The 25,074-nt window shown below is 68.0% G+C and carries 25 protein-coding genes and 1 riboswitch; of the genes, 16 read left to right on the top strand and 9 right to left on the bottom strand.

The window, feature by feature from the left end; translation table 11 throughout:
* Positions 1-44: 44 nt before the first annotated feature.
* Positions 45-150, top strand: a riboswitch (Fluoride riboswitch).
* Between the two features lie 80 nt (positions 151-230).
* Both HWX14_RS17360 and HWX14_RS17355 read left to right on the top strand, forming a co-directional pair.
* Positions 231-1,472 carry a voltage-gated chloride channel family protein gene (locus HWX14_RS17360; protein WP_175883681.1) on the top strand — a complete coding sequence of 414 codons (1,242 nt, stop codon included), beginning with the start codon at positions 231-233 and terminating at the stop codon, positions 1,470-1,472.
* A gap of 76 nt (positions 1,473-1,548) precedes the next feature.
* A complete protein-coding gene (locus HWX14_RS17355) occupies positions 1,549-2,133 on the top strand; it encodes a hypothetical protein (protein ID WP_175883680.1) in 585 nt (194 codons plus the stop codon).
* Between the two features lie 16 nt (positions 2,134-2,149).
* Here HWX14_RS17355 and HWX14_RS17350 read toward each other — a convergent pair whose 3' ends face one another.
* The 3 genes from HWX14_RS17350 to HWX14_RS17340 form a co-directional block, all read right to left on the bottom strand.
* Positions 2,150-2,863 carry a riboflavin synthase subunit alpha gene (locus tag HWX14_RS17350; protein WP_175883679.1) on the bottom strand — a complete coding sequence of 238 codons (714 nt, stop codon included), beginning with the start codon at positions 2,861-2,863 and terminating at the stop codon, positions 2,150-2,152.
* Between the two features lie 154 nt (positions 2,864-3,017).
* Entirely contained in the window at positions 3,018-3,653 is a 636-nt protein-coding gene (locus HWX14_RS17345; RefSeq protein WP_347879824.1) for a GNAT family N-acetyltransferase, read from the bottom strand.
* On the bottom strand, positions 3,653-5,515 hold the full coding sequence (locus HWX14_RS17340) for an ABC transporter ATP-binding protein (protein ID WP_175883678.1): 1,863 nt from the start codon (positions 5,513-5,515) through the stop codon (positions 3,653-3,655). The genes HWX14_RS17345 and HWX14_RS17340 overlap by 1 nt, the downstream gene beginning before the upstream one ends.
* A gap of 479 nt (positions 5,516-5,994) precedes the next feature.
* On the opposite strand from HWX14_RS17340, the gene HWX14_RS17335 reads away from it, so the two are divergent.
* Entirely contained in the window at positions 5,995-6,876 is an 882-nt protein-coding gene (locus HWX14_RS17335) for a Dyp-type peroxidase (RefSeq protein ID WP_175883677.1), read from the top strand.
* A gap of 104 nt (positions 6,877-6,980) precedes the next feature.
* Here HWX14_RS17335 and HWX14_RS17330 read toward each other — a convergent pair whose 3' ends face one another.
* Positions 6,981-7,382, bottom strand: a complete 402-nt coding sequence (locus HWX14_RS17330) for an OsmC family protein (protein WP_175883676.1) — start codon at positions 7,380-7,382, stop codon at positions 6,981-6,983.
* 97 nt (positions 7,383-7,479) lie between these two features.
* Positions 7,480-7,953 carry a LysR family transcriptional regulator gene (locus tag HWX14_RS36775; RefSeq protein ID WP_279611816.1) on the bottom strand — a complete coding sequence of 158 codons (474 nt, stop codon included), beginning with the start codon at positions 7,951-7,953 and terminating at the stop codon, positions 7,480-7,482.
* Between the two features lie 312 nt (positions 7,954-8,265).
* Between HWX14_RS36775 and HWX14_RS17320 the strand changes: the two genes are divergently transcribed.
* The 6 genes from HWX14_RS17320 (at position 8,266) to HWX14_RS17295 (ending at position 14,326) form a co-directional block, all read left to right on the top strand.
* Positions 8,266-9,330 carry a helix-turn-helix domain-containing protein gene (locus HWX14_RS17320; protein WP_175883674.1) on the top strand — a complete coding sequence of 355 codons (1,065 nt, stop codon included), beginning with the start codon at positions 8,266-8,268 and terminating at the stop codon, positions 9,328-9,330.
* Positions 9,279-10,595 (top strand): Nramp family divalent metal transporter, encoded by a 1,317-nt coding sequence (locus HWX14_RS17315; RefSeq protein ID WP_175883673.1) that lies wholly within the window; start codon positions 9,279-9,281, stop codon positions 10,593-10,595. Before HWX14_RS17320 ends, HWX14_RS17315 begins: the two co-directional genes overlap by 52 nt.
* Positions 10,596-10,675: 80 nt before the next feature.
* Positions 10,676-11,266 carry a phosphatase PAP2 family protein gene (locus tag HWX14_RS17310; RefSeq protein WP_175883672.1) on the top strand — a complete coding sequence of 197 codons (591 nt, stop codon included), beginning with the start codon at positions 10,676-10,678 and terminating at the stop codon, positions 11,264-11,266.
* A gap of 499 nt (positions 11,267-11,765) precedes the next feature.
* Positions 11,766-12,554, top strand: a complete 789-nt coding sequence (locus tag HWX14_RS17305; protein ID WP_175883671.1) for an SDR family oxidoreductase — start codon at positions 11,766-11,768, stop codon at positions 12,552-12,554.
* Between the two features lie 37 nt (positions 12,555-12,591).
* Entirely contained in the window at positions 12,592-13,608 is a 1,017-nt protein-coding gene (locus tag HWX14_RS17300) for an NADP-dependent oxidoreductase (RefSeq protein WP_175883670.1), read from the top strand.
* Positions 13,609-13,804: 196 nt separating this feature from the next.
* Positions 13,805-14,326 carry a thioesterase gene (locus tag HWX14_RS17295; RefSeq protein ID WP_175883669.1) on the top strand — a complete coding sequence of 174 codons (522 nt, stop codon included), beginning with the start codon at positions 13,805-13,807 and terminating at the stop codon, positions 14,324-14,326.
* Between the two features lie 46 nt (positions 14,327-14,372).
* Here the strand turns inward: HWX14_RS17295 and HWX14_RS17290 are convergent, their stop codons facing one another.
* The 4 genes from HWX14_RS17290 to HWX14_RS17275 all read right to left on the bottom strand — a co-directional run bounded on the left by HWX14_RS17290 (position 14,373) and on the right by HWX14_RS17275 (position 18,851).
* A complete protein-coding gene (locus tag HWX14_RS17290; RefSeq protein ID WP_175883668.1) occupies positions 14,373-15,425 on the bottom strand; it encodes an AI-2E family transporter in 1,053 nt (350 codons plus the stop codon).
* A gap of 233 nt (positions 15,426-15,658) precedes the next feature.
* On the bottom strand, positions 15,659-16,243 hold the full coding sequence (locus HWX14_RS17285; protein WP_175883667.1) for a YSC84-related protein: 585 nt from the start codon (positions 16,241-16,243) through the stop codon (positions 15,659-15,661).
* 64 nt (positions 16,244-16,307) lie between these two features.
* Positions 16,308-16,694, bottom strand: coding sequence for a DUF883 family protein (locus HWX14_RS17280; protein ID WP_175883666.1), 387 nt, complete (start codon positions 16,692-16,694; stop codon positions 16,308-16,310).
* Between the two features lie 285 nt (positions 16,695-16,979).
* A complete protein-coding gene (locus tag HWX14_RS17275; protein WP_175883665.1) occupies positions 16,980-18,851 on the bottom strand; it encodes an ExeM/NucH family extracellular endonuclease in 1,872 nt (623 codons plus the stop codon).
* Positions 18,852-19,057: 206 nt separating this feature from the next.
* On the opposite strand from HWX14_RS17275, the gene HWX14_RS17270 reads away from it, so the two are divergent.
* The 7 genes from HWX14_RS17270 (at position 19,058) to HWX14_RS17240 (ending at position 24,399) form a co-directional block, all read left to right on the top strand.
* Positions 19,058-19,411 (top strand): YciI family protein, encoded by a 354-nt coding sequence (locus tag HWX14_RS17270; protein WP_006482933.1) that lies wholly within the window; start codon positions 19,058-19,060, stop codon positions 19,409-19,411.
* A gap of 125 nt (positions 19,412-19,536) precedes the next feature.
* Positions 19,537-19,956 (top strand): YciI family protein, encoded by a 420-nt coding sequence (locus tag HWX14_RS17265; RefSeq protein WP_006482945.1) that lies wholly within the window; start codon positions 19,537-19,539, stop codon positions 19,954-19,956.
* A gap of 26 nt (positions 19,957-19,982) precedes the next feature.
* Positions 19,983-20,399, top strand: a complete 417-nt coding sequence (locus tag HWX14_RS17260; protein ID WP_175883664.1) for a VOC family protein — start codon at positions 19,983-19,985, stop codon at positions 20,397-20,399.
* Complete coding sequence (locus HWX14_RS17255; RefSeq protein ID WP_175883663.1) at positions 20,396-21,664, top strand: RNA polymerase sigma factor; 1,269 nt, start codon at positions 20,396-20,398, stop codon at positions 21,662-21,664. The genes HWX14_RS17260 and HWX14_RS17255 overlap by 4 nt, the downstream gene beginning before the upstream one ends.
* Positions 21,665-21,903: 239 nt before the next feature.
* Positions 21,904-22,326: a rubrerythrin family protein gene (locus tag HWX14_RS17250; RefSeq protein WP_006479492.1), complete on the top strand. Its 423-nt coding sequence runs from the start codon at positions 21,904-21,906 to the stop codon at positions 22,324-22,326.
* A gap of 123 nt (positions 22,327-22,449) precedes the next feature.
* Positions 22,450-23,787: a heterodisulfide reductase-related iron-sulfur binding cluster gene (locus HWX14_RS17245; protein ID WP_175883662.1), complete on the top strand. Its 1,338-nt coding sequence runs from the start codon at positions 22,450-22,452 to the stop codon at positions 23,785-23,787.
* Positions 23,788-23,817: 30 nt separating this feature from the next.
* Entirely contained in the window at positions 23,818-24,399 is a 582-nt protein-coding gene (locus HWX14_RS17240; RefSeq protein ID WP_175883661.1) for a DUF3501 family protein, read from the top strand.
* Positions 24,400-25,074 lie beyond the last annotated feature (675 nt).

Below are 25,074 nucleotides of genomic sequence, written 5' to 3'. Positions count from 1 at the left end.
ACCGGCGCTTGCATTGCGGGCGTGGCGCGGCGTCGCGTACAATTGCGGCCTGCGGAGATGGCATGCCTCCCTGCGGTCGTTCCCGGCGCGTGGCGCGCGCGGTGCGGCCCTCAACCGCCGGTTTGCCCGGCTGATGATGCCTGCGTGTTCCTGGGTCGTCAGGAGGTCGCAGGCCGTCCATCCGGTATTCTGCCGCCCAGGTTTTGATGTGCCGTCGAATCTGGGAAATCATGTTCTTCACCACTTCTGCCGATCTTTTCGCGACCGTGCGCTATGTGTGCCGCTGGCTCGCGCTTTCCGCGCTGCTCGGCGCGCTCGCCGGCACGGCCTCCGCGCTGTTCCTGATCGCGCTCGACTGGGCGACCGGTACGCGCGTCGCGCATCCGTGGCTGCTGTGGGGGCTGCCGGCCGCCGGGTTCGCCACCGGCTGGATCTACCATCGCTTCGGCCAGTCGGTCGCGCGCGGCAACAACCTGCTGATCGACGAGATTCACGATCCGAAGGCGCTCGTGCCGAAGCGGATGGCGCCGCTCGTGCTCGTCGCGACCGTCGTCACGCACCTGTTCGGCGGCTCGGCCGGCCGCGAGGGCACGGCCGTGCAGATGGGCGGCGCGCTCGCCGATCGCATCACGCACGTGCTGCGCCTCGATCGCGAGCATCGCCGCGTGCTGCTGATGGGCGGCATCGCGGCCGGCTTCGCGTCGGTGTTCGGCACGCCGCTCGCGGGCGCCGTGTTCGGGCTCGAGGTGCTCGCGATCGGGCGCCTGCGCTACGACGCGCTGCTGACCTGCGTCGCGTCGGCGATCGTCGCGGACGTCGTGTGCCGCGCGTGGGGCGTCCATCACACGGCCTATGCGATGCCGTTCGTGCCGGCCGTATCGGCGACGGGGCTGGCCGTGACGGTCGTCGCGGGCGTCGCGTTCGGCGTGGTCGGGCGGCTGTTCGCGTTCGCGACGCATGCGGTGACCGCGTGGTTTCGCCGCGTGATCCGCCATGCGCCGCTGCAGCCGGTGGTCGGCGGCCTGCTGGTCGCGGTGGCGGCGACGGTGCTGAACGTGCCGCAGTATCTTGGCCTGGGCATCCCGACGATCGAGGCCGCGTTTCACGGCCCGCTGCCGCTTTACGATTTCGCGGGCAAGTTCGCGTTCACCGTCGTCACGCTCGCGTCGGGGTTCAAGGGCGGCGAGGTGACGCCGCTGTTCTACATCGGCGCGACGCTCGGCAATGCGCTCGGCCAGGTGCTGGCGCTGCCGGTGCCGGTGCTCGCGGGGCTCGGCTTCGTCGCGGTGTTCGCGGGCGCGGCGAACACGCCGATCGCGTCGACGATCATGGCGATCGAACTGTTCGGCGTGGATATCGGCGTGTATGCGATCGTCGCCTGTGTCGTCGCGTATCTGTTCTCCGGGCACGCGGGGATTTATCGCGCGCAGCGCGTGGCGGTGGGGAAGGGGGAGCGGGTGGAGGTGGAGTGAGGTGGGGCTGCGGTCGATGTCGTTCGGTCACAGCGGTGCGATGTGATATCCGGGACGCTAAAAAGAGAGACATCCAATGACGTCGGACGATTTCCTGACCGAAGCCAAGCGGCTTGCGAGGCCGTGCCGTCAGTACCGCTTCGCGGACGACGGCGAACCCGTCACCGGCTACTGGCACGGTATCGATGACGGCGCGTTGTGCATTTCCGTCGAGCGCGACGACGTCTGGCTGAACGTATATCTCGACGATAGCGGCACGTCGGGCCGCGTGGAGACTTCCACGCAACCCGTCCGCTCCGACCGCCCGCTGTGCCGATCCGACGCGATGTCGCTTCCGCCAGTCGACGCGGTGTTCCGCTTCGGTTCCGCCGCGATCGGCGCGTACCTCGACGCACACGGCTGGCAGCGCGACTGGGGATTTAACGGCAACTTCAAGGGCGCGGCCGCGCACGACTACGAGCGCGCATGGATGGCGCAATGCCCGCTTTATACGGGCAGCGTGGTGGCCGTCGCGGGCGGGTGGAACATGCCGTGGCCCGATGACGACTGGAACGAACTGATCGACCTCGATCTCGTCCTCTGGACGTTCGAGGAATCGGAACCGTGGGTCGAGGTGTTCTTCGACGGCACCCGGTACTCGGTGATCCAGCGGATCACCTAGCATGCGGGCATCGCGCTTACTGCTTGGGCAGCCGCGCGACGTGACGCGCGAGCAGTTCCTCGATATCGATGCCTTTTTCCGCCAGCAGCGCGGTGACGACGCCGTTCAATTCGCCGAGCGTTTCCTTGACCGATTCGCGGATCGTATCCACGACGACCTGCGTGCTGCGCTCGATCTCGATGTTGACCTTGTCGTTCACGCCCTTCGCGTCGAACGTGGTCGCGCGGCGCGTTTCGGGAATCAGCCAGACGTCGAACCAGCCTTCGTCGCGATTGACGTCCGACACGGTGAGGCTGCAGCCGTTGATCGCGATGTAGCCCTTCGCGAACACATAGCGCTTGAACTCGGCCGGCACGCCGATGCGGATCATCCGGTTGTGCTCGGACGACGCGATGTGCGCGATGGTCCCCGTGAAATCGACATGACCGGACAGCGGATGCCCGCCGATCTCCGCGCCGTCCTTCGCGGCCCGCTCGACGTTGACCCGCGCGCCGGTCGCGAGGTCGGCGAGCGTCGTGATCCGCAGGCTCGGCAGCATCACGTCGAAGTCGATCAGCGCCGGCGAATGGATGGTCGTCACGGTCAGGCACACGCCGTCGACCGACACGCTCGCGCCGATCTCGATATCGTCGGTGAACCGCTCGGGGAATGCGATGCTGAACGTCCTCAGTTCGCCGTGATCCTTGATGGCGTTGATGGTGCCAACACCCTGAACAATGCCTGTAAACATGGTCTGCCTTTCGTCGCGAATTGCCTGGCCGACATGATAAGTGATCCGCGGGAGGGGCGCGTGACGGCGGCGATCTGGCGGCGGCCGCTTTCGTGGAAGCCCCGGCCGTGGGCAGGACCACGACGAACAAGGTCGATCGTCGCGAGTCGGCCGTCTATGCCTGCCCCGGGCTTTCGCATGTCAACGGCGCCGGTATCTGATAGATGATCGACACGAATTTCGGGGTCTCGCCATGGCCCGTTACAGTGCCGCCGAGGGACTCGGCGATACGTCGGCTCGGATGGTTCTCCTCGGCGACGGGATAGTTGAAGCGCTGAACGTTGAGTGTCACGCACGCCCATTCCACGACGAGCCTGACCGCCTCTCGTCCGATCCCTTCGCGATGCCGATCTTCGCGGATCCAGACGCCCAATTCCGGGATGGCTTGCTCGACGTGATGAACCCCCACCAGGCCGAGGAAGGTTCCACCGTCGCGTTGTCGAATCACGAACACGTAGTCTGTGCCGCTGGTTTGTGCGTGCAGCCACGTGTGCCAGATGCGATCGAAACTTTCCCGGTTGGCCGGAGGGTCCCAGCCCATATAGCGAGTCAGCGACGGCGTAATGCATGCAAGCGTCGCATCCGCGTCGTTCGCCGAGAACGGCGCGAGCGAAAGGCGATTCGATTCGATACGGGTTTCGTGCGGTTGCAGCATCATTTCCTCGTCGTGCGTCGACCACGCCAATCGGATCGCCGACATGGCCCGGCGATTGAAGCCATGTCGCCGGGCCACGTGACGATCTGCCTGCATCAAACCTTCGCCGGCTCCCCCAGCGGCCCGGCATCGCGATCCGCCATGCGCCGCGGCGAATCGGCGAGCCCCTTCGCCAGCTCCAGCGCCTGCCGCTCGAACAGCCGGCGATAGATGCCGCCGTCGATGCGGATCAGCGCGTCGTGGTTGCCTTCCTCGATCACCTTGCCGCGATCGAGCACGAGCAACCGGTCGAGCGCACGCACGGTCGACAGCCGGTGCGCGACGACGAGCGTCGTGCGGCCGACCATCAGCCGTTCCATCGCCTGCTGGATCAGCAGCTCGCTTTCGCTGTCGAGGCTCGACGTCGCTTCGTCGAGGATCAGGATCGGCGCGTCGGCGAGGAACGCGCGCGCGATCGCGACGCGCTGGCGCTCGCCGCCCGACAGCTTGATCCCGCGTTCGCCGACGAGCGTGTCATAGCCGTCCGGCAGCGCGGCGATGAAGTCGTGCGCGCTGGCCAGACGCGCGGCGCGCTCGATGTCGGCGCGGCTCGCGCCGGGGCGCGCATACGCGATGTTCTCCGCGAGCGTGCGGTGAAACAGCACGGGCTCCTGCTGGACGATCGCGATCTGGCTGCGCAGCGAATCCTGCCGCACCTGCGCGATGTCCTGCCCGTCGATCGTGATGCGGCCGCCCGACACGTCGTACAGGCGCTGGATCAGCTTGATGAACGTCGTCTTGCCCGAGCCCGAATGGCCGACGAGGCCCACGCGCTCGCCGGGCGCGATCCGCATCGAGAAATCGTCGTACAGCGGCACCGGATGGTTGCCGTAGCGGAACGTCACGTGCTCGAAGCGGATCTCGCCTTGTCCGATCCGGATCGCCGGCGCGCCGGGGCGATCGTCGATGCCGAGCGGCTGGCGTTCGAGCGCGACGAGTTCTTCCATGTCGTTCACCGAGCGCTGCAGGTTGCGGATGTGCATGCCGACGTCGCGCAGGTAACCCTGCAGCATGAAGAACATCGTCAGCGCGAACGCGATGTCGCCGACGCTCGCTTCATTGTTCGCCCACAGCCGCAGTGCGACGCCGATCATCGCGGCCTGCATCGCGACGAGCATCGCGCCCTGCAGCCCGCCGTTGAACGTGCCGCGCACCCACGTGCGGCGCGTGCGCTGCCGCCATTTGTCGATCACGCGCGCGAGCCGCGCTTCCTCGCGCGTTTCCGCGCCGAACGCCTTGACCACTGCGTTGCAGCTCACGGCGTCGGCCAGCGCGCCGCCCATGCGCGTGTCCCACAGGTTGCCGAGCCGCGCGGCGGGCGCGACGATGCCGAGCGACACCGCGACCGTCACCGCGATGTACAGCAGCGAACCTGCGCCGACGACGAGCCCCATCACGGGCCAGTGCGTGCCGAGCAGCACGGTCGCGCCGACCAGCATCGCGACCGACGGCAGCAGCGCGATCAGCACGGTGTCGTTGAGCAGGTCGAGCGCCCAGATTCCGCGCGTGATCTTGCGCACGGTCGAGCCCGCGAAGCTGTTCGCGTGCCAGTCGGTGGAGAAGCGCTGCACGCGATGGAACGACGCGGCGGCGATCTCGCTCATCATCTTCAGCGTGAGCGTGATGATGTTCAGGTAGACGCCCTGGCGCAGCACCGTCGCGCCGATGCCGAGCGCGGCGAGCGTGCCGAACGCGACGAGCGCCGAATGCCACGCGGCGGCGCGGTCGGTCAGGCCGCTCGACAGCGCGTCGACGAGGCGGCCGGCGAACAGCGGCGTGAGGACGTCGGCGAGCGCGGCGAGCAGCGCGAGGCTCGCGACCGTGGCGATGCGCGCCGGCTGCTTGCGCCAGTAACGGATGGTGAAGCCGAAGACGGCCTGGAATGCGTGGCCGCCCAGATGGGAGGTTTTTCTGGTCATTTATCGTTGCCCGGCGCATCGCGCGACGGGACTTTCCGGTTCGGAGAACGTCGAAAACGCAACAGCCGGGCCGCGCGAGACACGCGGGCGGAACGAAACGGGCTGTCGGGAAAAGCGCGGCTGACGGGTTAGCGGAAAACTCGGGAGCCGGCGCGGACGGCGGGCTGGATCAGCTGCGCCGCGAGACCACGTTCGGGAAGGTGGCTGGCATTCGGAACATCTGCACCTCCCTGAAGTGAACGGTTGAATGAAAGGACGCCGAAAAGACGTGGAGAAGATTCTATCAGGACAGTCACGCGCGCCGCAACGTCTGACGAATGCGGCGTTGCTGCGTCGATACGGTTAGTATTCAGGGTTTTGGCCCCTTTTCGCGTACGTTGCGCGAGGGCGGGCGCGGGGCCGGCGCGCGCATCGATTACACTTCCGCGTCCGCGGCGCGCGCGCCCCCAGATTCACTCCGAACCCTTCCCGAGGAAACGATGAGCGACGTTCAGCAAGGCATCCTGGCTCCGATCGATACGGCAGCCCGATACCTCACTTTCACGATGTCGAACGACGGCAATATCGCCGCGGCGCTGGCCGCGCTGCGCGAGATCGTCGACGGACGCGACACGGTCGTCGGCTTCGGGCACGCGCTGGCTGCCTATCTCGGACACCCGGTGCCGGGCCTGACCGACTACCCGGCGTTCTCGGTGAACGACCGCACGCTGCCGGCGACGCCGGCCGACGTGTGGGTCTGGCTGCGCTCGGACGACCGCGGCGAGATCGTGCTGCGCGCACGGGCGATCGAACGCGCGCTCGCGCCGGCGTTCGCGCTGCAGGACGCCGTCGACGGCTTCCGCTATTCGAACGATCGCGACCTGTCCGGCTACGAGGACGGCACGGAGAACCCGGAAGGCGACGACGCGGTGGCCGCGGCGATCGTGACGGGGCAGGGCGCGGGGCTCGACGGCTCGAGCTTCGTCGCGGTGCAGCAGTGGGTGCACGACTTCGACCAGATGGAGCGCATTCCGTCGGGCGAGATGGATCACATCATCGGGCGTCGCCGTTCGGACAACGAGGAACTCGACGACGCACCCGAATTCGCGCACGTGAAGCGCACCGCGCAGGAAAGCTTCGAGCCCGAGGCGTTCATGCTGCGCCGTTCGTCGCCGTGGTCGGACACGCGCCGGGCGGGCCTCTACTTCGTCGCGTTCGGCTGCTCGTTCCGCGCGTTCGACGTGCAGATGCGCCGGATGAGCGGCGCGGAAGACGGGATCGTCGACGGCCTGTTCCGCTTCACGCGGCCGCTGACGGGCGCGTATTTCTGGTGCCCGCCGATGAAGGACGGCAAGCTGGACCTCGCCGCGCTCGGACTGTAAGCGCCGGGCAGGATCGACGAACGGGCGGGCCGCGCCGGATGCGCGGCCCGCCCGTTTCGTTTTTCAAGCGTTCAAGCGGCAGTACGTGTGGCCTGCCGCGTGCATCAATTCAACGTCGTTTCGATCCGCGTGCCGCGCTTGATGAACTGCGTCACCGGGGTTTTCTCGCAGATCTCCGCGAGACGCTGGCGTTGCGCGTCGTCGAGCGGGCCATCGAGCGTCACGACGCGGCGCACGTACTGCGCGCCTTCGCGATCGGCATGCAGCTCGGTGCGCACCGCGATGCGCGCGGCCGGCCACGTCTTGCGCTGCATGTACATGCGCAGCGTCGCGGCCGTGCATTGCGCGAGCCCGGCCAGCACGAATTCGTACGGCGCCGGCCCGCGATCCTGGCCGCCTTCGCGCGGCGCTTCGTCGCCGGTCAGCGCGTGCGTGCCGGCCTGCAACTGGACGACGTAGTCGGCCGCGTCGGCATCGAGGACGGCGGCGGCGTGGATGAGCGACATGGCAGGTCTCCGGTAAGCGAGTCAAGGAAAGCGGGCGCCGCGTGGCGGCGTGCAGCCGTCAGCATACCGTCCCGGTCGCGCGGGCGTGCGCTGCGTGCTAGGCGTCGGCGATGCCGGCGCTGCTGCGCACGAGCGCGGCGATGCGTTCGCGCACCCACTGATGCGCGCGATCGGTGTCGCGCGACTCGTGCCAGTACGCGAGCAGCGGGAACGGCTTGAGCCGCAGCGGCAGCGGCCGCACGGCGATCGGCAGCCGCGCGCGCAGCCGGTTGAGCGCATGCGTGACGGCCGGCTGCGTCAGATGCAGCGCACGCGCGGCCGCGCCGATGCCGCCATGCACGTAGACGGCGTCGAACACGCAAAACAGGTTCAGGTCGAGACGGTGATCGGCGGGCACGGAGCACGCGCGGCGTGGTGAAGGACGCACCGATTCTAAAGGATGCGCAGGCAACGGATGCGCCGGTTCGCCTACGCGGCGATCGTACGCGTCCGATGCGTGTCGATGCCGTTCGCGCCGATACGCGAGCGTCCGCTTGACCGATGCGCAATGCAAATTGAACACGCATGTCATTAAGCATGACGGCCGCAATAATCGACCGCATCGCATACGCGATTCTGTGCCGGCATACCAATGGCACGCGGCAGCCTGTAGTAATCCGCCATCATGCTGTCCCCGTCGGCCATTTCGCGCCAAAGGCACTACCCGTTCGGCTAAGATGCCGTCGCTTCATATTTCGGGATAGCCGTCCTGTCGCACGCATTCAAACCAAATATAAGCCTGACAGTTCGACGGTATTAGAAGAAGTCGAACAAGTCGGGGGCTTGGCCAGTGAATGCAGCAGATCAGCGGTGGGTCATTATCTATTTGAGTACGGGGTTTTCGTTGGCCCAGGCCGCGCGTCTTGGCGAGGCCTTCAACCTGGCGAATCGCCTGCACGGGTACGGCGTGGATTACCAGCTGAAGTACGTATCCGAAAGCGGGGGACTGTTGCAGTCGTCGTCTGGCGTGAGAATCGCGGCCGATCCGCTCGGCGACGAACACAGCCGCCGTGCGCTCGCGTTCTTTCATCTTCATGGCGAGCGTGCGGCAGTCAATTGGGACGACGCGTTGCAGCAGCGCCTGGCCGACATTCGTCAGCGTGCGCGCTGGATCGTCGACGCGATGGATCTGCCCGCGCTCGCCGCCGCGCGGCGGCCGTCGTCGTCGATCGACGCGCGGCCGGCCAGGGCCCGGCGCCGCGCCGCCACGACGATCGAATCGCGGGCCGGCGGGACCGACGTGTTCGCCGCCGCGCTCGACATGTTCCGCGCCGACCTCGGCGACAGCGCCGCGCAGGAGATCGCCAGCAACATGATGCGGCCGGTCGAGCAGCGCTATGTGCAGTCGATGTGGGCGTTCCGCGAACTGAGCGCGAGCCCGTCGATCCGGATGTCCGCGCAGCGGCTGCGCGCGCAGAGCGTGAACCGCATCTCGATCGCGAACGCCGCGCAGGCGGCCGCGATGAGCGAGCGCAATTTCCTGCGGCGCTTCAAGAAGGAAATCGGCGTGACGCCGACCGAGTTCGTCCAGCACGTGCGGCTCGAACGGGCGTGCCACATGCTGATCCATACGACGCTGCCGGCCGACAAGGTCGCGCGGCGCACCGGGTTCGGCAGCGGCGAGCGGCTCGCGAAGCTGTTTCGCCAGCGCCTGTTGATGTCGCCGACCGAATTTCGCGTCGCCGAGCGGGAAAAAATCCTCGCGCACGGCACGGCGTCGCGCGATCCGGATGACGGACACGCGGCCGCGTGTTGCGACGGCGACGACGCGGATTGCGACGCGTGCGTGGACGCGCACGAGAAAACGGGACGGATACCCGTAGAATCGTCGTGTCGCGATCTCGATTCCCGGTTTCCATGCCCTTCCTTCCCACTACCGCCACCGCCCCTTTCTGCCCGTCGGAAGTAAAGGGCAGCATCACGATCGACGCCGCCGCGCCGCGCTGGCAGAAGCTCAGGCGTTTCTTCGGCCCCGGCCTGCTGGTCGCGATCGGCTACATGGACCCCGGCAACTGGGCGACCGATATCCAGGCCGGCTCGCAGTTCGGCTATTCGCTGCTGTGGGTCGTCGCGTTCTCGAGCCTCGCGGCGATCTTCCTGCAGATGCTCGCGGCGCGGCTCGGGCTCGTCGCGGGCAAGGATCTCGCGCAGGCCAGCTACGAGCGCTACGGCCGGTTCGGCCGCCTCGTGCAGTGGATCACCGCCGAAGTGTCGATCATCGCGTGCGACATCGCGGAAGTGCTCGGCTGCGCGCTCGCGTTCAAGCTGCTGCTCGGCGTGCCGCTCGCGTGGGGCGTCGTGCTGACCGCGCTCGACACGGTGATCGTGCTCGGCCTGCAGGGCAAGGGCTTCCGGCAGATCGAGGCGATCGTGCTCGGGCTGATCGCGACGATGGCGTTCTGCTTCGTCGCGCAGGTGGCGATCACGCCGCCCGACTGGCATGCGGTGGTCGGCGGGCTCGTGCCGGGCGATCCCGGCCACGACCGCAAGGACGCGATCGTGCTCGCGCTCGGCATCGTCGGCGCGACGATCATGCCGCACAACCTGTATCTGCATTCGTCGGTCGTGCAGACGCGGCACGTGGTCGGCGGCGCGCGCGGCGTGATCCGCGACACGCTGGCGCTCGTGCGCATCGATACCTGCGTGTCGCTGTTCGTCGCGATGCTCGTCAACGCGGCGATCCTCGTCGTCGCGGGCGCGGCGTTTCATGCGACCGGCCAGCACAACGTGACCGACATCGAGCAGGCGTACCGGCTGATCACGCCGATCGCGGGCGGCGCGGCCGCGCTGTTGTTCGGCATCGCGCTGCTCGCGTCGGGGCAGAGCTCGACGCTGACCGGCACGATCGCCGGCCAGGTCATCATGGACGGTTTCCTGCATACGAAGATCCCGTGCTACCAGCGCCGCCTGATCACGCGCGGGCTCGCGCTCGTGCCGGCGCTGATCGGCGTGCTGTGGCTCGGCGACGGCTCGGTCGGGCAACTGCTCGTCTGGAGCCAGGTGCTGCTGAGCCTGCAGTTGCCGTTCGCGATGTGGCCGCTGATCCGCTCGGTCAGCGACCGCCGCACGATGGGCGAACATGCGATCGGCCGCGGGATGCAGGTGGCCGCATGGGCGCTGTTCGCCGTGATCACCGGCACGAACCTGCTGCTGATTACCGGTGTCGCGGGCTGATACAGCCTGTCACAGGCTGACACAGGCGCGCTGCGCGCATGCGGTAAACTGCGCCTTTCGATCGTCCCCCGAAGTCCGTTATGTGGAGTGAAATCAGCAATATCGGCGATGCCGCGCTGACCTTGCCGATCGCGCTGACCTGCGCGGCATGGCTCGTGCTGACCGACTGGCGCCTCGCCGCCCGCTGGGGCGTGCTGCTGGCCGCCGGCATGGGCGTCGTCGGCGCGACGAAGATCCTCTATGCCGGCTGCGGCGTCGAGCTTGCGCAATTCGATTTCCGCATGATCAGCGGCCATACGATGCTGTCGACGTCCGTGTGGACGGTCGCGCTGTCGATGCTGTGGCAGGCGTTCCGGCCGGGCAAGGCGCCGGGCATCGCGGCCGGGCTGGCCGTCGGCGCGATCACGGCCGTCGCGCGCGTGTTCGATCACTCGCACACCGTGCCGGAAGTCGTCGCCGGCTGGATGCTCGGCGCGCTGGTCGCGCTGGTGTTTCTGCGCGGCTACGACGGCGTGCGGCAGCGCGCGTTCTCGCCGCGCGTCGCGGCGGTCTGCCTGCTGCTCGTGTCGGGCATCGCGTACGGGCACCGCGCGCCGTTCCAGCAGATGATCGACACGCATTCGCCGCAGCTCTGCGCGTTCGTGCGTGCGCCGTCGGGCGATCGGTTCTGACGGTTGCCGATTGCCGATTGCCGGTGGTCGGCGCCGCGCCCCCGCGCCGCTTTCTTGCCGCCGGCGTTCGTCCGGCGTGTTCCGGCGGGTGCACGAGGCCATGCCGGCTCATCTTCCCGATTGCGTTCTCCGCGGTGCGGAACGCAACTTGCGTGATCCGACGATGCGGTTCATCGGCCGGTCCACCCGACCGGTCGCGCCGGCCCTGTTTGCGCACCGGCGCCGGTACGCGCAAGTCATGAGCCATATCTATGACCGGGCATAACGAATATTCATTTCATCGATCGGCGGCATTCGCGTACGCTGGCTGTCGTCCAAGCGCGGGCAGGCCGCCCGGCCGCTCCGGCGTGCGTCGCACTCGTCCCGATATACTCGCGCAAACCGTGCGATGCGCCGGCGTGCCGGCGCACGGGCAACCCCCACGCGTCGGCCGGCAGATGCACGGCAACCCCGTCGCGGCGGCGTTCCGCGACGACGATTCAAGACAGGAGCAGGTCACATGGCAATCGTTTCTCCGCGCCTCGCCGGCAAGTGCGCATACATCACGGGCGCCGCGGGCGGCCTCGGCCGCGCGATCGCGCGCCGGATGGTCGAGCAGGGCGCGCGCGTGTTCGTGACCGACATCGCGGAAGCGGCGGTGCTCGACGCGTTCGCGCAGGAACTCAACGCGGGCCACGCGACGCCGGTCGCGTTCGCCGCGACCCAGGACGTGCGCGACGAAGCGCGCTGGCAGGCGCTGCTCGCGCAGGCGACCGATGCGATGGTCGGGCTGTCGGTGCTCGTCAACAACGCGGGCGTTGGCTCGATCGGCTCGCCCGCGCAAATCGAGCTGGACGAATGGCGGCGCGTGATGGCGATCAACGTCGAGAGCATCGTGCTCGGCTGCAAGCATGCGCTGTCGTATCTGGCCGAGAGCCATCCCGCGTCGATCATCAACATCTCGTCGGTCGCCGCGTTCAAGGTCGAGCCGGATTTCACCGCGTACAACGCGTCGAAGGCGGCGGTCGCGTCGCTGACGAAGTCGGTCGCGATCGATTGCGCGCGCCGCGAGATCGACGTGCGCTGCAATTCGATTCACCCGGCGTTCATCCGCACGGGGATCGTCGAGCCGCTGTTCCAGTCGCTCGGCGAACGCGACGCGACGCGCAAGCTCGCGCGCGGCATTCCGCTGCGCCGGCTCGGCGAGCCGGACGACGTCGCGCATGCGGCCGTGTATCTCGCATCCGACGAGAGCCGCTTCGTGACGGCCGCCGAACTCGTGATCGACGGCGGCATGTGCGCGGTCTGACGCGCATCCCGAACCACAACGATTGGAGGAGAACATCATGTCGACACCCGTGAACCGTCAACTGCTGCTGAAGACGCGCCCGGAAGGGCGGGTCGGCCGCGAACATTTTTCGCTCGTCGAGACGCCGGTGCCGGCGCTCGCCGACGGCGAGGTGCTCGTGCGCGTGCTGTACCTGTCGATGGACCCGACCAACCGCGTGTGGATGAGCGACGTGCCGCAGTACCTGCCGCCCGTCGCGATCGGCGAGGTGATGCGCGCGCTCGGTATCGGCCGCGTGGTCGCGTCGCGCCACGCGGGGTTCGCGCAAGGCGATCACGTGCAGGGGCTCGTCGGCTGGCAGGACTACGCGGCGGTGCCGGCCGAGCAGGCCGCGCAGCTCGTGAAGCTGCCCGCGCAGTCGGGCTTGCCGCTGCCGACGCTGCTCGGCGCGTGCGGGATGAGCGGGCTGACCGCGTACTACGGGCTCACCGACATCGCGCCGGTGCAGCCGGGCGAAACGCTCGTCGTGTCGGCGGCGGCCGGCTCGGTCGGGTCGATCGCCGGGCAGATCGGCAAGATCCACGGCGCACGCGTGGTCGGCATCGCGGGCGGCGCGGACAAGTGCCGCTACCTGACCGAGACGCTCGGCTTCGACGCGGCCGTCGACTACAAGGCCGACGATTTCCGCCAGCAACTGAAGGCGGCGACGCCGGACGGCGTGCACGTGAACTTCGAGAACGTCGGCGGCGAGGTGATGCGCGCGGTGCTGTCGCGGATGGTGATCGGCGGGCGGGTCGCGCTGTGCGGCGTGATCTCGAACTACAACAGCGGCCGCGCGGCCGACGACGTCGGCGTGCTGATCTCGAAGCGGCTCACGATGCGCGGCTTCCTGATCCTCGACTACCGCAAGAGTCGCGAAGCCGTGCAGACGCTCGCGGGCTGGCTGCGCGACGGCCGGCTCAAGGCCGAGGAAACCGTGGCCGACGGTCTCGAAAACGCGCCCGACGTGCTGAATCGCCTGTTCGACGGCGACCATCGCGGCAAGCTCGTGCTGCGCGTCGATCCGGACGCGTGACGGGGGTGTCACGGCTGTCGGATCGGGCCGCGGGCGCGTATCGACCGCGCTGAGTTCGATCAATCCGACTTCAGTTTAGGACTTGTCCCATATATAGTCCGGGCCGCTCTCCCTACAGTGATGGCCAGCACACAGGCGGCGTGACCGACGCGTCACGCCGCCTGTTTTTCTGGTCACGCGGCAGAGGAGAGGGAACATGCGCAACGACGCGAAGCGATCGGCATCGGTAACGGCAGTGGGCGCCGGGGTCGTGCGGAGGATGGTGTTCGGGCTGGGTATCGTGCTGGCGATGTCGAACGCAATGTCGAATGCGGCGGCGGCCGGACAGCCCACGCCGGATGGCGTCGTGCGCTTCACCGGCTCGCTCGTCGATCTCTACGACGTGACGCTCGATACCCCGGCGGGCGGGCAGGTCGACGCGCGGAAGGCGACCGACGGCGGGGCAACGGCGACGCTCCGGTTCGATGCGCATGGCCGGCGCTTGCCCGGTGCGCAGGTCGCGTTGGTCGCACTGGTCGGGCTCGACGGCGCGCTGCTCGCGCCGGACGGCGGCGCGGCGGTGCGCGCCACGTGGCGCGATGCGCACGCCGGGCAAAGCGTGCTGCTGGCACCGGGCCGGGTTCATCGCGTCGGCCCGCATGGCGGCGTGATGACGGCCGCGGCGGATGAAGCAACGGGCGCCGTGGCGCCCGTCGTGATCCATATCCGTCATCCTTGACGGGCGAGTTCCGCACGCGTGCGGATCGCCGGCGGCCGGACGCGCGTCATTCGCCCTGTTCGGCGCGCGCGTAGATGTCCCAGCTCGCCATGAACAGCGCGGCGACGAGCGGCCCGATCACGAAGCCGTTGATGCCGAACAGCGCCATCCCGCCGAGCGTCGAGATCAGCACGACCCAGTCGGGCATCTTCGTGTCCTTGCCGACGAGGATCGGGCGCAGCAGGTTGTCGACGAGGCCGATCACGCCGACGCAGAACACGACGAGGATCACGCACTTCCAGACCGCGCCGATCATCAGCAGGTAGAGCGCGGCCGGCACCCACACGAGGCCCGCGCCGATCGCGGGCAGCAGCGACAGGAACGCCATCAGCGCACCCCACAGCACGACGCCCTCGATCCCGAGGATCCAGAAGATCAGGCCGCCGAGCGCGCCCTGCACGAGCGCGACCGCGATGTTGCCTTTCACGGTCGCGCGCACGACCGTCGTGAATTTCGCGAGCAGCAGGTTCTTGTGCTCGTCGTCGAGCGGCAGCGCGCGGCGCACGCGGCGGCCGATCTCGCCGCCGTCGCGCAGCAGGAAGAACACCATGTACAGCATCACGCCGAAGCTCACGATGAACTGGAACGTGTTCTGGCCGATGCTGAGCGCTTGGGTGGCCGCGAACTGGCTGATCTGCGCGGCGCCGTCGGTCAGCTTCTTCTGGATGCCCGGGATGTTGGACAGCCCGTATTTCTGCAGCAGATGCTGGATCGACGACGGCAGCGCGTGGATGATGTCCTGGAAGTACTTCGAGTAGTTCGGCTGCGCGTCCTTGAGCTCCTGGTACACGTACGCGATTTCCTGCACGAGCGTCCCGGCGACGAACACCAGCGGCAGGATCACGATCAGGATGATCAACGACAACGTGAGGAGTGCGGCCAGGTTGCGCCGCTTGCCGAAGCGCGCGGCCAGCCAGCGCTGCACGGGCTGGAACAGGATCGCGAGAATGGTGCCCCAGAACACGGCGCCGAAGAACGGCGCGAGGATCCAGCAGAGTCCGACGGTGACCGCGAACAGCAGGAAATAGAAGAATTTTTGGTGATCGTGTCCGCTATCCATGGGTGACATTCGCGCAGATTGATGCGTGGTTTGATTGAATCTCGTTGCCCCGCGCGCGATCGGTTCGCGAACGTCGGGTTCGCGGCGAAACGCGCCGCCGGGCGGCCCATGCGGAGTATGCCCGCAAAGGTGCCGCGATCATAGCCGCTGCGTGACGCACATGCGAAAACGCCGCGGCCGGGGCCGCGGCGCTGCCGGGAGGCGAACGCGGCGCGACGCCGCGTGCCGCATCGTCAGATGTGGAGCTTGGTGACCTTCGTGCCGTTCACCGACAGGTCGCCCATCAGGCCCGCGTTGGTCAGGACCAGCACTTCGACCGGTGCGGTGGCCGTGTTGGTGTCGACCGCGCCGTTCGCGCCGACCTTCACCACTGCAACCGACGCGTCGGCGCCGGCCGACCAGCCTTCCGACTTGCGGAACGAGTCGAGCGCATCCTGCGTCATGAACAGGAACACCACCGCCTTCGATTGCGCGCCGGCCTGGAGGCCGACCGACAGCGACGACGTGTTGTAGTAGCCGACGGTGCTGCCGCCGACGCGCAGCGCGCCGTTGCCGGACTGGGCGCCGACGATGAAGCCGGCCTGCAGCACGTTCGGGAACACGAGGACGCCGCGTGCCTTCGAGACCAGGTCACGCGAACCCGGTACCGTCGAATACAGGCGCGACAGCGTCGCATTCACGCTGGCGTCGATCGACTCGCGCTTCGACGCGCTGGCCGAGGCGTTGTCGGGTCTGTCGGGCGTGGTCGTGCAGCCGGCGAGGGCGAGGCTGCCGAGCATCACGGCGGCGGCGGCTTTCATGGCGAGGGACTTCTGCATGGCGTTTCTCCTTCGTTGTCGGATGGATGACGGACGGGGCGGGCGACGGTACACGCAGCCCCGTTCAACGGCGGGAAAGGAGCAGGCCCGCGACGAACGCGAGGCCCGCGACGACGCCGGCGGTTTGCCACGGGTTCTCGTGCACGACCTGCGATACGCGTTCGGCCGAATCGCGCAGCCGGGCGGCCGCGCTGCCCGACGCGTAGTCGAGCGCGCCGCGTGCTTCATCGAGCCGGGATTGCACGCGCTTGCGCAGCGCGGCGATATCGCCATCGCCATCGTTTTTCAGCAGGTCTTCCAGTTCGTCGACCAGCCCGCGCAGATCGTCGGTCACGTCGTCATGCAGATCGCGGGCAGCCGAGCGCGTCGTGCGGCCCACGCGCCGGCCGGTGCGACGGATGTCGGACAGGCCGCGGTCCAGCTTGTGTTCGATCGAGTCGGTAAGCGCCATGGTGTTTATCCTCCTTCGATTCCAGGCAATTTGAAGATAAGACGATTCCCAGCAACTGATGTGATTCACTTGATCCGATTGAGTTTCGAGACAAATTTTCAATTCGTCGGCAGGATCGCCGGGAAACCCCGTCGCGCGGGGCGGCGCGGCGGTTGAAAAAATTTCGCGTTTCGCGGCGATTCAGCGTGTCGAGCAGCGGGTCGCAGTGAAGGTCCGGTAAATATGGCGTTGCCAGGGGCATCAGGTAAATAGTGCCGTTGCACGTTGAATGCTGATGCAAATGCACTACTCGACGCCCGGTGGAGGCGCACTATTCGTGCCTGCTGCCGCGGGTGTGCGGCCGGCGTCCAGCGCGACGTCGATGACGACGGGGTCGTGGTCCGACGAGCGGTAGGCGTCCGGTGCGTAATAAGACGACCGTCGCGCGGACGTTTTGTAATCGGGCACGGGTTGCAGGACGAGCGGTTCGTCCGCATTGATGTGCCAGAATCCCACGGCCTTCACGCGCGCGGCGAGCGGCGGCGTGGCCAGCGCGTGGTCGAGCGTGCCGGCTTCGCCGCGAAATACGTAGCTGTACGCAGCATCGCCGACGAAGCGCGCAACCACGTTCGCGTAGCCGCGCGCTTCGAGCGTGCGAACCGGGTCTTCCTTCGCATAACTGTTCAGATCGCCGATCAGCAGCACGAGGTCGGTCGTGGCACCCGTCGGCGCGGTGGCGAGCCAGTCGGCAATGCGCGTGGCAGCCCGCGTGCGTGCCGCGTTCCAGCAGCCCTGGCCGTCGGACTGATCGAGATCGGCGCCGCGTGCGCCCGGGCAGTTCTTCGACTTCAGGTGATTGACGGCGACCGTGAACGCGCGCGTGCCGCCGATGCGCCGGAACGTCTGCGCGAGCGGCGGGCGATGCCGCCGGCCGAGTGAGACGGTGGCGGCGCGCCCGACCGGCTCGACCGTGCGGCTGTCGTACAGCAGCGCGACCGCGATCGCGTCGCGGCCCAGCCGCGCGGTGCCGGGGTCGACCGTGCGCCAGCCGTCGCCGAGTTGCGCGGCGAGACGCCTCACGGCGCTCGCGTCGCCGTGGCCGTTGTTCGCGATTTCCATCAGCCCGATCACGTCGGCGCGCAGCGCGCGCAACGCCGCGACGATCTTCGCTTCCTGCCGCGCGAACACGGCGGGCGTTTTCGCGCCGCGGTTGTCCGGCGCGTCGAATCCGCCGCCACGGCCGTCGCCGTTGAAATAGTTGAAGACGTTGAACGACACGATGCGCACGTCGGCATCGGGATGCCGGGCCGGCGCCGCGGTACGCGGGTTCGCGGCGGCATCGAATACGGGCGCGGCACCGGCCACCGGTTGCAGCCGCCATGCGCCGTAGCGCCATTCGAGCACGCCTTCGACGCCGCGCACCGTGTAGCCCGCGCGCAGCGTGTTGGCGGCGCTCAGCGCGGGCGGCGGATAGCGCACCGCGGCCGGGTCGCGGCGGCTCGAACCGTCGTCGAGCACGATGCGGTTCAGTGCGTTGGCCGCTGCTTGCGCGGCAGCGTCGGCCGGCGTCGCGACCTGGGTCGGCACGCGCAGCCGGCCGTTGCTCAGCACGATGCTGCCGTAGCGGCCGAGTTCGTAGGTATCGCTGACCGTCAGCGTTTGCGGCAGGCGCACGCGCATGGCTTCGTGCGCGGCCAGGATCGCGGGCGACGCGACCGGCAGCGTGAGCGCTGCCGGCGTGACCGTCTGCCCGCGTGCGCAGACGGTCACGCGGCCCGACAGCGTGAACTGCGTCCGGCCGTATCGCTCGTCGACCTGGCCGGTCAGATGCACGAGATCGCCGGGTTCGGCGCGCGCGTTCGGCGCGTAGACGAACAGGCCTTCCGGAACGCCCGGCCGGCGTTGCCGCTGTGCGTCGGCCTGCTGGACGAAGAAGCCGCCCAGGCCGTCGGCGCCGCCGAACGCCGCGGTGACGACCGCTTCGATCGACGTCGTTTGCCCGGCGAGCGGCGACGGGCCGCCGGCGCGGCGGATCTCGGCGATCGCCGTGGCGGCGGCGCCGCAACCGCCGCCGATCGGCAGCGCGGCGTCGGCAGGCCGGGCAACGCGGGCCACGGCCAGCACGACGGACAGCACTAGCAACAGCGCAACGGCAAACAGGGCAAGCGGGCGTGACATGGGACGGTCCACAGGATGAAAATCCGACAGTTCGGGACCGCATCTTGAAGGCAAAATGTCAGGCTGCGGCCGAAATGGCCGTCCGGCCAGTGCCGGTTGGCCAACGATGCGGCAAGCCGCTCCGCGGCTGTTACGCTTTCGCACCGGGCGTCGTGTGCCGCTCGCCCGGCGTGCGTCGCCGCGCCCCGTCCCCTCAGGAGAAACCCATGTCTTACATGCTGTTGATTGTCGAACCGACCGAACAGCGCGCCGAGCGCACGCTCGACGAAGGCCAGGCGCTCTATGCGCGGATGGTCGATTTCGCCGAGTCGCTGAAGGCGCGCGGCGTGCTGCGCGGCGTCGAGTCGCTGGAGCGGTCCGAGCGCGGCACGCGCGTGCAGGTGCGCGATGGCGAGACGCGGCTGCTCGACGGCCCGTTCGCCGAGGCGAAGGAGATGGTCGGCGGCTTCTTCCTCGTCGACGTCGACACGCGCGAGGAAGCGATCGAAATTGCGCGCCAGTGCCCGGCCGCGCAGTGGTGCACGGTCGAGGTGCGCGCGGTCGGCCCGTGCTTCCTGTGAGCGTCGCGACTCGGTATTTACCCTGATTTGTCGTGGCGCGTGTCGATCCGGCCGTCTTCCGCCCGTCGTCCGGGTAAGGCGCTGCGGAGCGGGCGCCGCTTTCCACCGACGACAAGGAGTAACCGATGCGATTCATGATCATGATCCGGGCGAACGCCGTCAGCGAATCCGACGCGTTGCCGGACAACCGGCTGGTCGAGGCGATGACGGTCTATCACGAGGAACTGGCGAAGGCCGGCGTGCTGCTCGACGCCAACGGCCTGAGGTCGAGCGCCCACGGCTGGCGCGTGCGCTACACGGGCGGCAAGGGCACGGTGATCGACGGGCCGTTCGCCGAAACGAAGGAACTGATCGCCGGCTATACGCTGATCCAGGTGCGCTCGCGCGACGAGGCGCTCGAATGGACGCGCCGGTTCCCCGCGCCGTTCGGCGCCGAGCTCGATTGCGAGATCGAGGTGCGGCCGCTGTTCGAGCTCGACGACCTCACGCCGAGCGACGCGGTCGAGCGGTTCCGCGATCTCCACGTCGGCCGCAGCCACGCCTGAATCCAATCTCACCGGGAGCACCCGTCATGCACAAGATGGTTTTCATCAACCTGCCGGTAGCCGACCTGCCGCGCGCGAAGACGTTCTACCAGGCGCTCGGCTTCGAGGTCGTGCCGGCCTATACCAACGAGCAGGCCGCCTGCATCCGGATCAGCGACACGATCTTCGCGATGCTGCTCGTGCGGCCGTTTTTCCAGACCTTCACCGACAAGACCATCATCGATCCGGCGACGCACATCCAGGTGTTGTCGTGCCTGTCGTGCGACAGCCGCGCCGAAGTCGACGCGATCGTCGCGAAGGCGCTGGCGGCCGGCGGGGCCGCGCCGCAGGCGCCGCGCGAGTACCCGAACATGTACGGCCACGGGTTCACCGATCCGGACGGCCACACGTGGGAGCTGATGGCCATGCCGCTGGATGCGTCCGCCCAGGGGCAGGCGTCGTGACGCATGAGGCCACGCATCGTGCGATCGAAGCGGTCTGGCGAATCGAGGCGCCGAAGATCATCGCGCGCGCCGCGCGCGTGGTGCGCGACGTCGGCGTGGCCGAGGAACTGGCGCAGGACACGCTCGTCGCGGCGCTCGAGCACTGGCCCGTCGACGGCGTGCCCGACAACCCGGCCGCCTGGCTGATGACGGCCGTGAAGCGTCGCGCGCTCGACCGGGTCCGGCAGGAGTCGCTTCACGCGGCGAAGCGCGACCAGCTCGGCCACGAGATGGACGCGCTTGAAGCGCACGTCGTCCCCGACATCGCCGAGGCGCTCGCCGACGCGCGCGACGACGACATCGGCGACGATCTGCTGCGGCTGATCTTCACGTCGTGCCACCCGGTGCTGTCGACCGATGCGCGCGTCGCGCTGACGCTACGGCTGCTCGGCGGGCTGACGACGGGCGAGATCGCGCGCGCGTTCCTGACGCCCGAGCCGACGATCGCGCAGCGGATCGTGCGCGCGAAGCGCACGCTGTCGGCCGCGCACGTGCCGTTCGAGGTGCCGGCCGCCGATGCGCGGCCGGCGCGGCTCGCGTCGGTGCTCGAAGTGATCTATCTCGTGTTCAACGAAGGCCATGCGGCGACGGCGGGCGACGACTGGATGCGTCCGGCGCTGTGCGACGAGGCGTTGCGGCTCGGCCGCGTGCTGGCCGGGCTCGCGCCGGACGAAAGCGAAGTGCTCGGGCTCGTCGCGCTGATGGAGCTGCAGGCGTCGCGCATGCATGCCCGCGTCGACGCGCAGGGCCGGCCCGTGCTGCTGCTCGACCAGGATCGCAGCCGCTGGGATCCGTTGCTGATCCGGCGCGGCCTCGCGGCGCTGGAGCGGGCGACGAAGCTCGGCGGCGTGCGCGGGCCGTATGCGCTGCAGGCCGCGCTCGCCGCGTGCCACGCGCGGGCGCGGCACGCGGCGGACACGGATTGGGCGCAGATCGTCGCGCTGTACGACGCACTCGCCGAAGTCGCGCCGTCGCCGGTCGTCGAGCTGAATCGCGCGGTGGCGGTGGGGATGGCGTTCGGGCCGGCCGCCGCGCTCGAACTCGTCGACGTGCTGCGCGACGATCCGGCGCTTGCGCGCTATCACTGGCTGCCGAGCGTGCGCGGCGATCTGCTCGTCAAGCTGGGCCGCGCCGACGAGGCCAAACTGGAGTTCCGCCGCGCGGCGGAGCTGACGCGCAACGAGCGCGAGCGCGAATTGCTGCTCAAGCGCGCGATGGATGCGTGACGCGCTGCCGTATGCCGCACGACGCACGACGCACGACGAGCGCACGCACCCGTCTCCCCAACCGTCCACCGACACCCCACCCAGCACACTATCGCGAGCATTGAAAAAGCCTATTGGGTGATGCGAACGCGAACGCCTAGATTGAAGAGCACGATGCGCGCCCGGCGCACGCATCGTTCCCCACATATCTGATCGGCCCGGCGTCGCACGCGGCCGCGCCGACTCGAACGGAGGCGCAAATGGCTCAACTCAAGGGCAGCAAGACCGAAGAGAACCTGAAGGCCGCATTCGCGGGCGAATCGCAGGCGAATCGGCGCTATCTGTATTTCGCTTCGAAGGCCGACGTCGAGGGGCAGAACGACGTCGCCGCGCTGTTCCGCTCGACTGCCGAAGGCGAAACCGGCCACGCGCACGGCCATCTCGAATACCTGGAAACCGTCGGCGATCCGGCCACGGGCTTGCCGTTCGGTTCGTCGCGGCTGAATCTCGAATCGGCGATCGCCGGCGAGACGCACGAATACACCGACATGTATCCGGGCATGGCGAAGACCGCGCGCGACGAAGGGTTCGACGAAATCGCGAACTGGTTCGAGACGCTCGCGAAGGCCGAACGCAGCCACGCGAACCGCTACACGAAGGCGCTGGACAGTCTCGTCGACTGACAGGCCGCCGCAGGCTGCCCGGCCTCGCCGGGCGACCGGCACGCGGCCGGCTGTTCGTTCATCGCCGCCCGCATCGTGCGGGCGGCGCGCTTGCGCACATGCGCGCGATGCGGGAGCGCCCCCATGCCCCACGAGGAAGGCAGTCTCGAAGCCCCGACCCGGCATCCGCTCGACTGGCAGTCCGAAGCGTTCTACGACCAGGCCGCGATCGATGCGGAAATGACCCGCGTATTCGACATCTGCGCGGGATGCCGGCGCTGCGTGTCGCTGTGCGGCGCGTTTCCGGCGCTGTTCGACCTGGTCGACGACACGCCGATGGGCGACATCGAGGAAGTGCCGAAGGAAGCGTTCGGCAAGGTCGTCGACCAGTGCTACCTGTGCGACCTTTGCTACATGACGAAATGCCCGTACGTGCCGCCGCATGCATGGAACGTCGACTTCCCGCACCTGATGCTGCGCGGCAAGGCCGCGCGTTACAAGCGCGGCGAAGCGACGCTGCGCGACAAGGTGCTGTCGAATACCGATGCGCTCGGCCATTTCGCCGGCATTCCGGTCGTCACGCAGACGATCAACGCGGTGAACCGCACGCCGCCCGCGCGCCACGCGCTCGAAGCGGCGCTCGGCGTCGATCGCGACGCGTGGCTGCCGGAATTCGCGCCGCGCACGTTCCGGCGCGCCGCGAAGCGCTCGGACGATCCGCCCGTGCGCGACGGCGAACGCACGCCCGGCAAGGTCGCGATCTACGCGACGTGCTACGTGAATTTCAACGAGCCGGGGATCGGTCATGACCTGCTCGCGATCCTCGCGCACAACGAGATCCCGTACGAACTCGTCACGCGCGAAGCGTGCTGCGGGATGCCGCTGCTGGAGCAAGGCAACCTCGCCGGCGTCGCGGCGAAGCAGGCGGTGAACATCCCGGTGCTCGAACGCTATGCGCGCGACGGCTATGCATTGATCGGCGCGATTCCGAGCTGCGTGCTGATGTACAAGAGCGAGCTGCCGCTGATGTTCCCCGGCGACGCAGCCGTGCGCGCGGTGGCCGACGCGTTCTGGGATCCGTTCGAATACGTGATCGCGCGGCATCGCGACGGACTGCTGAAGACCGATTTCAAGACCGGCCTCGGCACCGTGTCGTATCACGTGCCGTGCCATGCGCGCGTGCAGAACATCGGCCGCAAGACGGCCGATGCGCTGTCGCTCGTGCCCGATACGCGCGTGAACGTCGTCGAGCGTTGCTCGGGCCACGCGGGCACGTTCGGCGTGAAGAAGGAATTTCATGCGGATGCGATGCGGATCGGCGCGCCGGTGTTCAAGGCGATGGCCGAGCCGCGGCCGGACGTCGTGTCGTCCGACTGCGCGCTCGCCGGCCATCACATCGCGCAGGGCATCGACGAGAACGGGCTGCCGGAAGCGCCGCTCGCGCATCCGCTGACGCTGCTGCGCCGCGCGTACGGCATCTGAGCCGCCACCGGTCATCCACGAGGACCATCCATGACGCTGACCCGCGACTCCCTGCTGACGCTCGAAGCGTACGCGAAGATCCGCAAGGCCGAACACGCGCGGCTCGTCGCGTACAAGCGCCGCCGCGCGGTGGCGCTCGGCAACCACCTGCGTTTCCTGTTCGAGGACGAGACGACGATCCGCTACCAGATCCACGAGATGCTGCACATCGAGAAGATCTTCGACGAGGCCGGCATCGAAGGCGAGCTGGAAGCGTATCTGCCGCTGGTGCCCGACGGCACCAACCTGAAGGCGACGATGCAGATCGAGTACGAGCACGAGATCGAACGGCGCGCGGCGCTCGCGCGGCTGATCGGTGTCGAGGATCGCGTGTACCTGCGGGTCGACGGGCACGCGAGCGTCTACGCGATCGCCGACGAGGATCTCGAGCGCGACACCGCCGAGAAAACGTCGGCCGTACACTTCGTCCGCTTCGAGTTCGATGCGCCGATGCGCGCGGCGCTCAAGGGCGGGGCGGCGCTGTCGATCGGCTGCGATCACCCGGCCTACACGATGCCGCCGCAGCGCATCGACGCGGACGTGGCCGCGTCGCTGGCCGGCGATCTGCGCTAGCGCCGCCGTCGCTTCCGAGCCGCGCTCGCCGGCTTCCTCCTTTCCGTTCCGACCCGAAACAGCCGCGCCGCATGCCGTGCGGCACGGCTGTTTGCCGCTTGCCGCGAAGATGTAACAAGCGTGACTGATTTGCATGCGGGGACATAACGGGCATGCCGCGTCAGCGTGTTTTCATCACTCGCAGGGAAACAATAAAAAGATTGTGCATCGGGATAATTTGATTCAACGCAAATTGAATGATTTACCGATTCGTGAATATCTTGTTACGAATTTTCCCCTGATTTACCGATTTCCGGACACCATTCCGGCGGGTATTGCCGGGAGCGGGCGGAACAGGCCGCCGCAGCCTGTTTCAGCGCATTCGTCGGATGCCGCGGAGCCCCGCCAGACGGGCCTTTGCAGCCGTTGGCATAAAGATCTCGCAAAAAAATTCAAGCATAAATGGTTTGCCCGCCCATGGCAGGTTGTTTCAGTGCGTAACATTAAGTCATTGTCATATTGAGATAAACCCTAGGGATGGTATGCTTCGTGCACAAAAATTCCCACATTGGAGTGAGACCGCGATTTGTGCGCCATTGCCGGGAATCGCGGCACCGAGAAAGTGCGGTGTCGCCCGGTATGCACAACGCCGGATAACCATAATGTGCAACCTGGCCGCCCCGCGACGCGAAGTGT

Origin of the sequence: Burkholderia sp. BCC0044 (assembly GCF_902832955.1) — a bacterium.
In the GTDB taxonomy this organism is placed as follows: domain Bacteria; phylum Pseudomonadota; class Gammaproteobacteria; order Burkholderiales; family Burkholderiaceae; genus Burkholderia.
The sequence above is the reverse complement of the archived record's forward strand: the minus strand, read 5'-3'. Positions and strand labels throughout refer to the sequence as shown.